This is a genomic window from Pseudomonas monachiensis (genome assembly GCF_047345015.1).
Taxonomy (GTDB): domain Bacteria; phylum Pseudomonadota; class Gammaproteobacteria; order Pseudomonadales; family Pseudomonadaceae; genus Aquipseudomonas; species Aquipseudomonas monachiensis.
In genome coordinates this window covers 6199459-6214024 of sequence record NZ_CP178857.1, presented here as the reverse complement: position 1 = coordinate 6214024, position 14566 = coordinate 6199459, and the positions used below count along the sequence as shown (strand labels likewise).

Sequence of the window (14566 nt, the reverse complement as noted above, 5' to 3'; positions counted from 1 at the left end):
TGGCTGGAGAAACATGCAGCCATCTTAATTACAATCGACGTTCACCGCAGCTATCAGCAACAGAGAGAAACCCTATCGTGAACCTTCGCAAGTATCAGAACCACACGCCGCTGCTGGGTAAAGGCGCTTTTGTCGACGGCTCGGCGGTGGTGATCGGCGACGTTGAAATTGGCGAAGACAGCTCGGTCTGGCCGCTGACCGTGATCCGTGGCGACATGCACCGCATCCGCATCGGCGCGCGCACCAGCGTGCAGGATGGCTGCGTGTTGCACATCACCCACGCCGGGCCGTTCAACCCGGACGGCTTTCCGTTGCTGATCGGCGATGACGTGACCATCGCCCACAAGGTCATGCTGCATGGTTGTTCGGTAGGCAGCCGGGTGTTGATCGGCATGGGCAGCATCGTCATGGACGGCGCAGTGGTCGACGATGATGTGATCATCGGTGCCGGCAGCCTGGTGCCGCCGGGCAAGCATCTGCAAAGCGGCTTCCTGTATGTGGGCAGTCCGGTGAAGCAGATCCGCCCGCTGACTGACAAGGAGCGCGCCTTTTTCACCTACAGCGCGGCGAACTACGTGAAGCTCAAGGATCTGCATCTGGCCGAAGGCTACGACCAGCTTTGACCCGGCCCCCTTATTCAGGATTCGACATGCATTACCAAACCGTTTTGTTCGACCTCGATGGCACCCTGACGGACCCGCGCGAAGGCATCACCCGTTCGATCCAGTTCGCCCTGGGCAAACTGGGTATCGATGAGCCGGACCTGGCGAAACTCGAACACTTCATCGGCCCGCCGCTGTTGCAGGCGTTCATGCAGTTCTACGACTTCGACGAGCCGAAGGCGTGGGAGGCGGTGAATTTCTACCGCGAACGCTTCAAGGTCACCGGTCTCTACGAAAACCGCGTGTTCGATGGCGTCATGCCGCTGCTGGAAACCCTGGGCGGACAAGGGCGTCAGTTGTACATCGCTACCTCGAAACCCTGGGTGTTCGCCCGGGAAATCGCCCGGCATTTCGACTTTGCCAAACACTTCAAGGTGATTTACGGCAGTGAATTGGACGGCACCCGGACCAACAAGGTGGAGTTGCTCGCTCACTTGATGGCCGAAGAAAGCCTGGACCCGGCCAACACCCTGATGATCGGCGACCGCAAGCACGACCTGATCGGCGCGCGCAGCAATGGCCTGGACGCGGCGGCGGTGGGCTACGGGTTCGGCAGCCATGAAGAGTTGAGCGCCGAAGCGCCGGCGTATCACTTTGAAACGCTGGCTGAGTTGCATCAGGCGTTTTTGCAGCGCTGATAAGGCCGGCACAAATTAACTGTGGGAGCGGCGGTGCGGCGATCCCACAGGGGGACTGTGTTCTTCCTCAAGGTCTCGGCGGTGGCGCTAACTTCTGCCCTTGCTCAACCGCCCAGTTCACCACCTGCGTGGTCAACTGATCGTTCGCCTGACCGAACCCGACCACCACCGCCGGAACCTGCACATCGCTGAGTGGCTGGCGCACTTCAAAGCGGCGGCTAGCGAGGATGCGCTGGTCATAACTGCGCACCAGCAATGCATCCAGACGCACGACCGCGCTGGCATTCGTGCCCTGGTATTCAGTCTGGAACGCCTGCAGGCTGCCGCCCAATTCAAGATCGGTCTGGAAAATGCTGTCATCGGTGCTCAACAATGGCACCCGTCCGTCATACTGGAAACCTTCCAGCAGACGATTGCGCACCAGCACCGGCGCCGGGTCGCTCCAGCGTGAACCCTTGTAGTGGCTGATCACATCACCCTGGGGAATCACGGCAATGTTCGGACTGTTCAACGCTTCGCTGGACTGGAATTTGCTCAGGCGCAGCGACCAGCGCTGCGGCGTGCCATGGCTGGCCGATGCACTCTGGGCCGATGGCAATCGATAGACCTCGAAGGGCTCGGGCTTGGGCAGGATCGAGCACGAACTGATCAGCGTGAAGCCAGCGACGAGGGCAATCCGAATCAGCTTCATGGTGTGAATTCCTTGGTCTTGTCACTGCCCAGCAGGTAACCGCTGGGGTTGGCTTCCAGGCGTGTGGTAATGGTGCGCAACGAACTCAGGGTTTCGCGCATCTCGCGAACGGCCGGGCCCAGGCCATTGAGGCCTTGCATGCCGCTGTTGAGCGAATCCTGATTGGCGGTGATCAGTTTGTTGAGGGTGGCACTGCTCTCCTGCAGCGACTTCATCGCCTGCTCGGCGCTGCCCAGCGCCTCCTTGCCATGCTCGTTGAGCAGCCCGTTGGCATTGCGCATCAGCGCCGTGGTCTGCTCCAGCATGGTGTTGGCCTGCTTGCCCACCGACGCCAGTTGCTGCATGGCCTGGCGAATATCGCCGCGCTGATCGGCAATGGCCCCGGTGGTTTGCTCCAGGTGCTCCAGGGTATTGCTGATGCGCTCGATGTTTTCCGTGGAGAACATCAGGTTGGCGTTATGCATCAGCGTGGTCACCCCGGCCATCAGGTCTTCGCTGTCATTGAGCAGGCGGGCGATGGGCGAGGGCGAGGCGACGATGGTCGGCAGGTTGCCATTCTTGCCCTTGAGTGTCGGGCTCTGTGGCGTGCCGCCGCTGAGCTGGATGATCGAAGTCCCGGTGACGCCGGTCAGGGCCAACTTGGCATTGGTGTCTTCCTTGACCGGGGTATCGCCGGCCAGGCGAATTCGCGCCAGCACCCGGCGCGGGTCTTTCGGGTCCAGGCGCAGCGAGATCACATCGCCGACCTTGATCCCGCTGTACTGCACCGAGCTGCCCTTGGACAAACCGCTGACCGCCTCGTTGAACACGACTTCGTAGTCCTTGAACTCGGTGTCGACACTGGACTTGGCCAGCCACAGGCCGAACAGCAGCGCGGCCGTCACCACAATAACGGTGAACAGGCCGATCAATACATGATGGGCTCGGGTTTCCATGTCAGACCTCATTGAGCTGTTGGGCGGCCGTCAATGCCGCGCGGCCGCGAGGGCCATGGAAGTATTCGTGAATCCACGCATCGTCGGTTTCCGAGACCTTGTCGATGGCATCCGCCACCAGCACTTTTTTCTGCGCCAGCACCGCCACCCGGTCGGTGATGGTGTAGAGCGTGTCGAGGTCGTGGGTCACCAGAAAGACACTCAGGCCCAGGGCATCGCGCAGGGTCAGGATCAATTGGTCGAACGCGGCAGCGCCGATCGGGTCGAGACCGGCGGTGGGTTCGTCGAGAAACAGGATGTCCGGGTCCAGCGCCAATGCCCGGGCCAGGGCGGCGCGCTTGATCATGCCGCCGGACAGCGACGACGGGTATTTCTCCGCCGCCGACAGCGGCAACCCGGCCAGGGCCATTTTCACCGCCGCCAGGTGCTCGGCGTCGTTGCGGCTCAAGCCGGCGTGTTCGATCAGCGGCAGGGCGACGTTCTCGGTCACGGTCAGCGAAGAGAACAACGCGCCTTTCTGGAACAGCACGCCGAATCGCCGCTCCACCAGCGAACGCTCGTGTTCGGACAAGGTCGGCAGGTTTTTCCCGAAGACTTTCACCACGCCTTCGCTGGGCTGGCGCAACCCGACAATGCTGCGCAGCAGCACCGATTTGCCGCTGCCGGAGCCCCCGACCACGGCGAGGATCTCGCCCTTGTACAAGTCCAGGTCGAGGTTTTCGTGCACGCTCTGGCGGCCAAAGCGGTTGCACAGTCCACGGACTTCAATCACCGCCTCGGAGGGCGCTCGGGGGATACGACTCACCAACCCATCTCCATGAAAAACATCGCGGCAATCGCATCCATCACGATCACTACGAAAATCGACTGCACCACACTCGACGTAGTGTGCGCGCCCACAGACTCAGCGCTGCCACTGACCTTGAAGCCTTCCAGGCAACCGATGGCGGCGATGAGGAAGGCGAACACCGGCGCTTTGACGATCCCCACCAGAAAGTGCTGAACGCCGATGTCCGTTTGCAGCAGCGACAGGAACATCGCCGGCGAAATATCCAGCGCCACCGCGCAGACCACGGCACCGCCGATAATCCCCGACAGCATCGCCAGGAAGGTCAGCATCGGCAGGGCGATCAGCAACGCCAGGACCCGCGGCACCACCAGCAACTCCACGGGGTCGAGGCCCAGGGTGCGGATGGCATCGATTTCCTCGTTGGCCTTCATCGACCCGATTTGCGCCGTGAACGCACTGGCGGTGCGCCCGGCCATCAGGATTGCAGTCAGCAACACACCGAATTCGCGCAGGAAAGCAAACCCCACCAGATCCACGGTGAAGACGGTGGCGCCGAAAGTGGCCAGCACCGTCGAGCCGAGAAACGCCACCACGGCGCCCACCAGAAAAGTCAGCAAAGCAACGATGGGCGCGGCGTCGAGACCGGTCTGTTCGATGTGGGCGATCATCGGCGTGACGCGCCAGCGCTTGGGACGGAACAGGCCACGGGCGATGGTTTCGATGATCAGGCCGACGAAACCCAGCAGTTGCAGGGTGTCCTGCCAGACGGTATCCACCGCGCGGCCAATACGGGTCAGCAACTGAATGGAAACGCTGACTTCCGGTTCCTTGATCGGTACGCAGAAATCGGTCAACGAGCAGTAGACGGTTTGCAGCAATGCACGATCGGCGGCAGAGAGTGTGCAATCAGGGTGTTCGGCGGAACGGCCGAGGCGCTCGGAGCCGAGCAGTTCGACCAACAGCGAGGCGCCAGCGGTGTCGAGGGCGCCTAGACCATTGAGGTCGATGGGGGTGTTGACGTCGTACTGGCCATGGAGTTTTTCGCTCAACAGCTTGAGGTCAGCGTAATGGGCAAGCGTCCAGTCGCCCGTCACCCGCAACCGCGCAGGGGTAATCGACGTGTCCAATCGGGCGTTGCCGGCCATCGTGCTGCTGATCATAAGCTCCGTGCTTGTTCAGTGATTACGCAGATTTACGTAATAGCACGAACCGGATTACTTTTCTTTGATCGCTGTGCTGTCCGTGACTTTGAAACGCAGCACGCCGATGACCTGACCATCTTCGGTCAGCACCCGAACCTGCCATTTGCCGGCCGGGTTGCCCGGGAAGTTCTGCTTGTGGGTCCAGGCCCGGTAACCCTCCTTGCGCCCGCCACGAATATCCAGGGGGATGCGGTCGACCTCTTTACCGTTGAACTGCCAGACGTGATAAATCCGCTCGTCCAGGCCACGCGGGGCATTGATCGCGGTGTATGCGTAGAGCCCGCCATTGCGAATCTGCTCGGCGCTGACTTCGTCGAGGCTGGCGCCCGGCGTGCGGTCTTGCATCTGCGTGCTGATGGCCACATCGGTCATCCACAGCGTCGCTGGCGGCACCCACGAACGCAGCTCCCAACCAACGGCGCCGATGCCCAGGGTGATACTCAAGATCGCCAACGCATTGCGCAGGGTACGAATCGGGAAGATCGACGCCAGGCTCGGGAACGACAGCAGCACCGAGATACCCAGTGCCCATTTGAAACTTTGCGCGGTGGTCAGGTGCATGATCACCGGCAAGGCGGTGAGCAGCGCGGCGAACAGGGTCAGGGTGTGCAGGGCCAGAAACGCCCAGCGCCGTGGGGCCAGCCATTTGTAGTAGAGCGGGTCGATGATCGAAATCAGCGCCGCGACGCCGAGCAGCCCGGTGAAAAACAACTGGCCACTGTTCCACGTCGTAGTGATGAAGAAGAACGGCAGGACAAAGAACAGGCTTTCCTGATGGATCATCTGCGTTGCGTAACGCAGCAAGGGTTCCGGGATTTCTCGCTTGAAGATGCGCTTGAACAGCTTGGTCAGGCTGTTTTCCAGCATCAGCCAGATCCAGCTGATCAGCATGATGGTGGTGATCCAGCTCGCCAGGCCTTGCTGGCGATCGACCAGAATGAAACTGCCCACCCCCGAGATGAAACCACAGAGCGCAATGACCCCAGGGTACCGCTTCATCAATTCGAGGATGCGCTGTACGAAAAAGGTCAGGTTTTGCATTCGGCGGTTTCACAGTCGTCGTAGGAAAAAACCTCGACAGGGTACCGCTGGTGCGGCTCTGTGGCGAGGGTTCACGGTCAGTTACACCATGCACCTGGGGGAACCGGCAAGGCCTCTCAGTCCGTTGTCACCTGGAATGGTTATTTCCTGCTATGCAAACGCCAGCCCACCAGCATCAACACGATCAAGCCCGTCCCACCGACCGCCAGCCACATCAACTGGTCATAACTGAACAACGGTTTCTCGATCCGCAAATACCCCGGTTGCAGGAGCAACTCACGCACGGCCTTGTTCGCTTCTTCCAGGGTCACCCCTTGCAGCTCCCGGGTCGGGTTGGTGAAGCGACCGTCCTCGTAGTTGCCGATGGCGCTCCAGTAGTAGTCGGCCAACGCGCTGTTGCCTTGCACGGCCCAGGACTGGCGGGCAATTGCGGCCTGCTTGAGGCGGTTGAAGGTATCGGCATTGAGGCCATCCTTGAGCAGTCCGGCCTTCAGGTCCTCAAGTACTTGTTCGGCATCGGCCACGTCGTCGCGTTCAAGGTCGGCATTGAGGCTCATGAACCCCACGCCGCCGAACACCTCGCGCTCCGCCCACGGGCCGTAGGACAAACCGTGAGCCAGGCGCAACTGGCGATAGAGCGCCCAATCCAGATAGTCCTTGAGCAAATCGAAGGTTTCATCGTGCCCATCCTCCAGTACCGGCTCCGGCACCAGCCAGTGTAACTTGGCGCCGTTGCCGACCAGACCGTGGGTCAAGGTGCGTTCATGGGCGGCGCTGGCCTGGATTTGCGGCAGCGGCGGATGCTCGCCAGGGGTGATCGCTTCCAGCGCGCCATACGCCCGCTCCAGATAGGCCGGCAGCAACTTGTCGAGGTCGCCGACCACGATCAGGGTCATGTTGTTCGGCGCATACCAGTCCTTGCGCACCTGCTCCAGCTGTTCACGGGTCAGGTCATTGACTTGCGCACGCTCCGGGCACTTGAGGCCCAGCTCCACGGCCAGTTGTTTGCTGGCCGTGTGACCGAGGTCCTGTCGATCGAGCCAGCGTTGCAGGTGCGAGTAGTGGCCGCCGTCTTCACGCTCGACCACTTGCTTGGCCGCGTTGATGGCGTTGTCGTCGAAGCGGGTCTGGGTCAGCAGCGCCAGCAACAGGTCAAGCACCTTGCGCTGGTTTTTCGCCGGGGCTTCGATGACGAAGGTCGTATCGGCATTGCTGGTGAACGCGTTCCACTCACCGCCCAGGGCCTGCATGCTTTCTTCCAGGCCGCCTTCGCCGCTGGCGTCGATTCCGCTGAACAACAGGTGTTCCAGCAGATGCGGCAGCTCCTTTTCTTCACACTTGAAATCGTCCAGGCCAACGCCGACCACCAGCCGGATCGCCACATGCCCGCGATCAGTGCCGGGTTTGAGCAGCAACTGCAAACCGTTGCGCAGGGTGTAGCCCTCGACCTGGAAGCGATCCAGAGCGAATGACGGGAATGAGCCAAGTAACAGGCAAGCGAACAACAGACAACGCATAACGAGCTTCCGTACGGCTGGCGTAAGTTCAACAGACTTCAGGCAACTGCGGACGTTCAGGGTGAATGAGTGATGTCGCTCAAATCGTCGACCACCAGCGCACCTGTCTCCGATGTTTCCAGCACCACGTAGGCACTGCTGCAAAACAGCGAATTCAGACGTTTCATGTCGGCGATCAGTTCCAGGTGCAACGAACTGGTTTCGATACTTTGCACGATTTTTCGTTGCAAGCGGCTGACATGAGCGTGGGCCAGGCGCCGTTCCTGTGCGCGGAAACGACGTTTTTCACGCACCAACTGGCGGGCACTTTCCGGGTCGCCACTGAGAAACACCGACATCCCGAGCCGCAGGTTGGAGATCAACTGAGTTTGCAGCCCGGTCAATTCGTCCAGCCCGACTTCGGAAAACGACCGGCGCTGCGAGGTTTTCTGCTGCTGGACCTTGCGCAGCATGCGTTCGATCAAGTCGCTGGCCAGTTTCAGGTTGATCGCCAGTTCGATGATTTCCGCCCAGCGCCGGCTGTCCTGATCGCTGAGATCTTCCCGGGGCATTTGCGCCAGGTACAACTTGATCGCGCTGTAGAGCGCTTCGACATCGTCGGTCAGGCGGCGCATTTCCTGGGTGACGGCGGTTTGCTTGCCGTGCAAAACATCCAGCATGGCTTCAAGCATGTTGTCGATCAGGTCGCCCATGCGCAGGGTTTCCCGGGCCGCATTGGCCAGCGCCAAGCCAGGGGTGACCAACGCCGTCGGGTCAAGATGCCGGGGCTTGGCCGTACCGTTGGCCAGCGGGCGCTCCGGCAGCACCCAGGCACAAAACCTGGCCATCGGCCCAACGCTTGGCAGCAGGATCAGGCAACGCGCGATGTTGTAGAGCAGGTGAAAGCCGATGACCATTTCCTGAGGGCTGAAATCCAGGCCATCGAGCCAGTGCACCAGCGGATCGAGCACCGGAATGATCAATAAAAGACCAATCAGTTTGTACAGCAGGCTGCCCAGCGCCACTTGGCGCCCGGCGGCGTTCTGCATGCTGGTGCTGAGGAAAGCGAGTACACCACTGCCGATATTGGCACCGATCACTAGCCCGATGGCCACCGGCAAGCTGATCACGTTGGCGCCCGCCAGAGTCGCGGTAAGCAACACAGCGGCCAGGCTGGAATAGGAAACCATCGCGAACAGCGCGCCGACCAGGGCGTCGAGCAGGAGGTCGCCGGTGAGCGAAGCGAAAATCACCTTCACCCCTTTGGCATGGGTAATCGGGTGCGCGGCTTCGACAATCAGTTGCAACGCCAGAATGATCAACCCCAAGCCAATGGCGACACGGCCCATCTGCCCGAGTCGGGTCTGCTTGCGCGACAGAAAGAAAATCACCCCGGTAAAAATCAGCAGGGGCGACAACCACGACAGATCGAACGTCAGCACCCGCGCCATCAAGGCCGTACCGACATCGGCACCGAGCATGGTGACCAACGCCGGCGTAAGCGCCATCAGGCCCTGGCCGACAAAGGAAGTGACCAGCATGGCGGTGGCGTTGCTGCTCTGAACCATCGCCGTCACAGCGATTCCGGAGAGGAAAGCCAGCCAGCGGTTGGACATGTTATGGCTGATGACATGCCGCAAGTTGGTGCCGTAGACCCGCAGGATGCCGGTTCGGACGATGTGCGTGCCCCAGATCAGCAGGGCCACGGCAGAAAGCAAATTGAGCAGGGTGAGCATAATGACCCCCTGTGGTGTAGCGCCCCAAAGGAGCAAGTTGACGGTACCGCGCAACGTTCTACGTTCTGTACTTAAGCTGTAGTTGGCTAACGGTCTGCGCGCCAGCATCGCATAGCCAAAGAAGGGATTGAAACAAAACTGTCATGAAATCCCGTTCATGCAACCCGCCAAAAAACAAAGTGGGAGCGAGCCTGCTCGCGATGAGGCCATCAGCTCCAACGTTGATGTTGACTGACAGACCGCCATCGCGAGCAGGCTCGCTCCCACAGGGTGTTGCGTACTACCGGGTTACTGGCCCGGAATATCTTTGCGCAGCTTTACCGGATCCTGCTGTTTCTTCTTTTTCGCGATGGCAGTGCGCATCCTGATGTTGATCGCTTCCACCGCCAGCGAGAACGCCATGGCGAAGTAGACGTAGCCTTTTGGCACGTGCACGTCCAGGGATTCGGCAATCAGCACCGTACCGACGATCAACAGGAACGACAGCGCCAGCATCTTCAGCGATGGATGCTTGTCGATAAACTCACTGATGGTGCCGGATGCCCACATCATCACCAGTACCGCCACGATGATTGCCGCGACCATGACCGGTACGTGGGAGACCATGCCAACGGCGGTGATCACCGAGTCCAGGGAGAACACGATGTCGATGATCGCGATCTGGATGATGGTGTAGAGGAAGTTTCCGCCCTTGCCCGAAGGTTCGTCGTTGCTTTCATCTTCACCTTCCAGCGCGTGGTACATCTCTTGCGAGCTTTTCCACAGCAGGAACAGACCACCGAAGAACAGGATCAGGTCGCGTCCGGAAATACCCTGGCCGAATACGACGAACAGGTCCGCCGTGAGGCGCATGACCCAGGTGATCGACAGCAGAAGCAGGATTCGCGTGATCATGGCCAGCGCCAGACCGAAAATCCGGGTGCGTGCCTGCATGTGCTTGGGCATGCGGCTGACCAGGATCGAAATCATGATGATGTTATCGATACCCAGGACGATTTCCAGGGCGGTCAGGGTGAAGAAGGCAACCCAGATTTCAGGGTTGGTCAGCCATTCCATGTGTATTCCTTTGAGCGATTGTTAAACCACAACGGGCCCGGGCTTCAAACAGCGAAGCCTGGACCCGAAGTGGTGAGTCTTGGGCTTATAGAGTGCTGAACACCGGGAAAGTCCCCAACAGCAGTGCAGCAATCAGTATGCAGATACAAACCAGCACTGCCCACTTCAGGGTGAAGCGCTGGTGGTCACCGAAATCGATGCCTGCCAGGGCCACCAACAGGTAGGTCGATGGAACCAGCGGGCTCAACAGATGGACGGGCTGACCGACGATCGAGGCACGTGCCATTTCCACGGCGGTTATACCGTAATGGCTGGCGGCTTCGGCAAGAACCGGTAACACGCCGTAATAAAATGCATCGTTCGACATGAAGAAAGTGAACGGCATGCTTACCAGTGCCGTGATCACCGCCAGGTACGGGCCGAGGAAGTCCGGAATCACCGCCAACAGGCTTTTCGACATGGCGTCGACCATCCCGGTGCCGGTCAGGATACCGGTGAAGATACCGGCCGCAAAGATCAACCCGACCACCGCCAGCACGCTACCGGCGTGGGCCGCGACACGATCCTTCTGTTGTTGCAGGCAAGGATAGTTGACGATCATGGCGATACTGAACGCCACCATGAACAGCACCGGCAACGGCAGCAAGCCACCGATCAGGGTGCCCATCAGGGCCAGGGTCAGGGCGCCGTTGAACCAGATCAGCTTCGGACGACGGGCATCCGGGAACTGCGAAACGCTGATTTCGCTGTGATCGATTTCATCGCCAACCAGGTGCAGTTCACCCAGGCGTGCACGCTCACGCTTGCCGTAGAAGTAGGCAATGACCAGGATCGCCACTACACCAGCCAGCATCGCAGGAATCATCGGTACGAAGATGTCGGACGGGTCCACATGCAACGCACTGGCAGCGCGAGCGGTCGGACCGCCCCATGGGGTCATGTTCATCACGCCACCGGCGAGGATGATCAGGCCGGCCATGATCCGCGGGCTCATGCCGATACGGCTGTAGAGCGGCAGCATGGCGGCCACGCAGATCATGTAAGTGGTCGCGCCGTCACCATCGAGGGAGACAACGAGCGCCAGAACGGCGGTGCCGACCGAAACTTTCAGCGGGTCGCCCTTGACCAGTTTGAGAATCTTGCGCACAGCCGGGTCGAACAGGCCGGAGTCAATCATCAGGGCGAAGTACAGGATAGCGAACATCAGCATCACGCCGGTCGGCGCAAGCTTGGTAATGCCCTCGAGCATCATCGGGCCGATCTTCGGCGAAAAACCGCCGAACAGGGCAAAGATGATTGGAATGATGATCAGGGCGATCAGCGCGGACAGGCGCTTGGTCATGATCAGGAACATGAACGTGATGACCATGGCGAAGCCAAGGAAAGTCAGCATGGGAATACTCCAGGCGTAGCGCGGCTAGGGAATGGGCGGATCGGGCGGGATCAGCGCAGAACGGGAAGCACGAGACGTACGGGCGGAGTAGCAGCGAAGCGGCGGATAGAAGAGGACATCAGAATCACCATTGTTGTTGTTAAATGGGCTGTGCGAGCGATAAAACGCTGGCATTGGCCAACCGGTCTGTTGCCGGTAGTGGGGGCGATCCTAATCGGGGAAGCTTTCAGCCAGCTTTCGCCAATGAAAGCAAGGACCGGATGTGCAACCGATCGTCGGATTGGGGCGGGGAGGTGAACCGAGTTACGGCCTTCGCGAGCAAGCCCGCTCCCACACTGGATCTGAGTCGTACACAAAACCAATGTGGGAGCGGGCTTGCTCCGGGCGGCGATCCGACGAAGACGTCGGTAACTACGCATCAGGAGGAATGCCATGAACAGAATTCACACCGGGGGCTGCCATTGCGGGCAACTGCGCTATCAATTCAGCGGGCCGCTGCACGATATCGCCCACTGCCATTGTTCGATTTGCCGACGGGTTAGCGGCGGCATCGTGACCACCTGGATCACCGTGCCGGTATCGGCCTTTCAATGGCTGGCCGGGACGCCGTCGCGCTATGATTCTTCATCCACCTGCGCGCGATATTTCTGCGGCCACTGCGGGGCGCAGCTGGCGCTGGTGACGCACCTGAGCCCGAAAAGCATCGACCTGACCATCGCCACCCTCGACCATCCAGAGCAAGCGCCGGCCGAGCGGCACATCTGGACCGACAGCCGCTTGCCGTGGCTGCATCTGGACGAACACCTGCCCGGTGAGGCCGGAGAAACACTCTGATCAAAAAACCGTCAGGTCCAACGGCCGAATAGCGCCCATCCAGATCGCGTGCTCGGTGTGGTCGAGCAGATCGTTGCCGGTGTCCGGGTGCAGAAACACCACCAGCCCCTTGCGGTTGAGCGCCAGCCACGGCAGCACGTCACCCAGCACCTGCGGCTCGAACGCCAACTGGCAGCTCCAGTCCGGGTGCGGACCGACCAGGCGCTCATGCACGCGGCCCATTTTCAGTGGAAACAATTGCGCCGCCTGCTCACACAAGGCCCGCGCCTGCCCGATTGTGCTGGCATCGAAATAAACGTGGGCGTGGTAACCCCTGATCTGCTGCATCTGAACCCCTCTGAAAACTGTTCGAACCCTTGCTGGTTCCTGCGGGTCAAACATCATACAGGCGCTGGAAAACAGGAAGCCCAGCCATGAAAAATGCCGAAACCCCCGTCGTGAAAGTGGTGCTTTATGGTGCCATGAGTAGCTTGGGCAGTGCGCTGATGGCTGAGATGCTGCGGCGCCAGCATGAAGTGATCGCAATTCTCGATGACCTCAATGCGCTGGCACCCCGTCCGGGGCTGCGCACCAAGACTGGCGACCTGTTCGACGCGCAACGGGTCAAGCAGAGTGTGGCCGGCAGCTCCGTGGTCATCTGCCTACTGGACGCTCCAGGTTTACCGTTCAGCAGCGAACACGTGGAAAAAACCATCGTACCGGGCCCGGTAGAGCAGGTGCTGGCAGTAGATGCGCTAATCGATGGCATGCAGGCAGCAAAAATCGCCCGATTGTTTCTGGTGGGTGATTTCGACGTGCTGGACGATCCGGAAACCGAGGACAGCTTGGAACGTCACGCCGCCGAGGAAATCCGCGAAGCACTGCAGAGCAGCCCTTTGCAGTGGACGATGGTTAACGAACCGCGCGGCATACCGGGACTGACCATCGAACATTTTGCCCAAATCGGGGGCAACCTCGAGCCGGGACTGGCCGAACCACTCGGACGACTGGCCCGCACCGCCGCGGGCATTGCCGATGAATTGCACTTGAACCTGCACATCCGAGAGCACGTCAACTTCATCGCCACCGACAGCTAAACCGCAATGGACGGCAGTGTCAGGCCGTTGAGTGATTGCGCACTGCTGGCCTGCTCTGCCATCAACCAATCCACAAACTGCTGGATCAACGCTCCGCGTCGTTTGCGCTGGGGCAACACCACGTAGTAACCCAGCCTCGACATCACCGTTTCGCCGATCGGTCGACACAACAACCCCTGCGTCAGTAAGTTATCCACAAGGTGGCGCCAGCCGATGGCAACGCCTTGGCCACCAATCGCCGCCTGAATCAGCAAGGTGTAATTGTCGAAGCGCAACTGCCCGGGTGCCGGGGGCGAAGTGATGCCCAGTTCGCGGAACACACCACTCCAGTCGAACCAGTTACTGCTGTGCTCCCCACGCAGGTGCAGCAACGGAAACTCCAGCAATGCGTGGGCCGGCAAGGGCAGGGGACGTTCGCTCAACAACTGCGGGCTGCACACCGGAAACACTTCTTCGCTGAACAGCCAATGGCTTTCACCCTGCTTGAAGCGGCCATCGCCGAACAGTACCGCCACATCGATATCGGTACGTAGCATGTTATGGCTGCGTTCACTGGTGACCAGGCTGACATCCACCTGCGGATTGGCCGCGTGAAAGCGGTGCAGACGCGGCATCAACCAATAGGCGGCGAAGGCAAAATCCGTGGCCACCTGCAGCACTTCATGCTGTTGCTGTGCGCTGATCGCGCTCAATCCTGCGTCGATATTCTGCAAACCTAGCTGAACCTGCTCGAAAAGGATCTGCCCGGCCTCAGTCAGTTCGATTCCACGGTAAATGCGATCGAACAGGCGTGTCGACAGTTGCTCTTCCAGGCGCTTGATCTGCTGGCTGATGGCCGGTTGCGTGGTGCCCAGCTCAACCGCCGCGGCGGTAAAACTTCGCTGACGGGCCGCCGCTTCGAAGGCACGAAGCAGATCCAGTGACAGGTCACCAAGGGCGTCATACATAATCTGTGCTTATCCTAGTCATTGCCGCGCGTGGGCTTTACCGCAAGCTGTGAGGGTTTCATTCTCGAA

Annotated in this window: 15 protein-coding genes; 4 read left to right on the top strand and 11 right to left on the bottom strand. The window is 60.2% G+C overall.

Translation table 11 applies throughout. The features are described 5' to 3' along the window. The first annotated feature begins 77 nt into the window (after window positions 1-77). Together ACMDB8_RS28115 and ACMDB8_RS28110 are read left to right on the top strand one after the other, a co-directional pair. The gene (locus ACMDB8_RS28115) at window positions 78-623 is read left to right on the top strand and encodes a gamma carbonic anhydrase family protein (protein ID WP_056726737.1); all 546 of its coding nucleotides are present in this window, start codon (window positions 78-80) and stop codon (window positions 621-623) included. 26 nt (window positions 624-649) lie between these two features. Continuing rightward, window positions 650-1300: an HAD family hydrolase gene (locus ACMDB8_RS28110; RefSeq protein ID WP_056726738.1), complete on the top strand. Its 651-nt coding sequence runs from the start codon at window positions 650-652 to the stop codon at window positions 1298-1300. A 67-nt stretch (window positions 1301-1367) separates the two neighbouring features. On the opposite strand, the gene ACMDB8_RS28105 is transcribed toward ACMDB8_RS28110, so the two are convergent. The 9 genes from ACMDB8_RS28105 to ACMDB8_RS28065 all read right to left on the bottom strand — a co-directional run bounded on the left by ACMDB8_RS28105 (window position 1368) and on the right by ACMDB8_RS28065 (window position 11640). After that, on the bottom strand, window positions 1368-1991 hold the full coding sequence (locus tag ACMDB8_RS28105; protein WP_223542693.1) for an ABC-type transport auxiliary lipoprotein family protein: 624 nt from the start codon (window positions 1989-1991) through the stop codon (window positions 1368-1370). After that, window positions 1988-2926 (bottom strand): MlaD family protein, encoded by a 939-nt coding sequence (locus ACMDB8_RS28100; protein WP_056726740.1) that lies wholly within the window; start codon window positions 2924-2926, stop codon window positions 1988-1990. Before ACMDB8_RS28100 ends, ACMDB8_RS28105 begins: the two co-directional genes overlap by 4 nt. 1 nt (window position 2927) lies before the next feature. Further along, on the bottom strand, window positions 2928-3731 hold the full coding sequence (locus ACMDB8_RS28095; protein ID WP_223542692.1) for an ABC transporter ATP-binding protein: 804 nt from the start codon (window positions 3729-3731) through the stop codon (window positions 2928-2930). After that, window positions 3728-4876 (bottom strand): ABC transporter permease, encoded by a 1149-nt coding sequence (locus tag ACMDB8_RS28090; RefSeq protein ID WP_056726742.1) that lies wholly within the window; start codon window positions 4874-4876, stop codon window positions 3728-3730. The genes ACMDB8_RS28095 and ACMDB8_RS28090 overlap by 4 nt, the downstream gene beginning before the upstream one ends. A 54-nt stretch (window positions 4877-4930) precedes the next feature. Then, window positions 4931-5959 (bottom strand): DUF5924 family protein, encoded by a 1029-nt coding sequence (locus ACMDB8_RS28085; protein WP_056726743.1) that lies wholly within the window; start codon window positions 5957-5959, stop codon window positions 4931-4933. A gap of 140 nt (window positions 5960-6099) precedes the next feature. Next, window positions 6100-7476, bottom strand: coding sequence for a M16 family metallopeptidase (locus ACMDB8_RS28080; protein WP_056726744.1), 1377 nt, complete (start codon window positions 7474-7476; stop codon window positions 6100-6102). A gap of 56 nt (window positions 7477-7532) precedes the next feature. Then, a complete protein-coding gene (locus ACMDB8_RS28075; protein ID WP_056726745.1) occupies window positions 7533-9191 on the bottom strand; it encodes a Na/Pi cotransporter family protein in 1659 nt (552 codons plus the stop codon). 288 nt (window positions 9192-9479) lie between these two features. Next, window positions 9480-10247, bottom strand: coding sequence for a TerC family protein (locus tag ACMDB8_RS28070; protein WP_056726746.1), 768 nt, complete (start codon window positions 10245-10247; stop codon window positions 9480-9482). An 85-nt stretch (window positions 10248-10332) separates the two neighbouring features. Beyond that, complete coding sequence (locus ACMDB8_RS28065) at window positions 10333-11640, bottom strand: CitMHS family transporter (RefSeq protein WP_056726747.1); 1308 nt, start codon at window positions 11638-11640, stop codon at window positions 10333-10335. A 432-nt stretch (window positions 11641-12072) separates the two neighbouring features. Here ACMDB8_RS28065 and ACMDB8_RS28060 point away from each other — a divergent pair, with 432 nt between their 5' ends. Further along, window positions 12073-12474 carry a GFA family protein gene (locus tag ACMDB8_RS28060; RefSeq protein WP_056726748.1) on the top strand — a complete coding sequence of 134 codons (402 nt, stop codon included), beginning with the start codon at window positions 12073-12075 and terminating at the stop codon, window positions 12472-12474. Here ACMDB8_RS28060 and ACMDB8_RS28055 read toward each other — a convergent pair whose 3' ends face one another. Continuing rightward, complete coding sequence (locus tag ACMDB8_RS28055; protein ID WP_223542691.1) at window positions 12475-12801, bottom strand: DOPA 4,5-dioxygenase family protein; 327 nt, start codon at window positions 12799-12801, stop codon at window positions 12475-12477. A gap of 86 nt (window positions 12802-12887) precedes the next feature. On the opposite strand from ACMDB8_RS28055, the gene ACMDB8_RS28050 reads away from it, so the two are divergent. Then, window positions 12888-13550, top strand: a complete 663-nt coding sequence (locus ACMDB8_RS28050; protein WP_056726750.1) for an NAD(P)-dependent oxidoreductase — start codon at window positions 12888-12890, stop codon at window positions 13548-13550. Here the strand turns inward: ACMDB8_RS28050 and ACMDB8_RS28045 are convergent. Continuing rightward, on the bottom strand, window positions 13547-14497 hold the full coding sequence (locus tag ACMDB8_RS28045) for a choline sulfate utilization transcriptional regulator (RefSeq protein ID WP_056726751.1): 951 nt from the start codon (window positions 14495-14497) through the stop codon (window positions 13547-13549). The genes ACMDB8_RS28050 and ACMDB8_RS28045 overlap by 4 nt on opposite strands. Window positions 14498-14566: the final 69 nt, after the last annotated feature.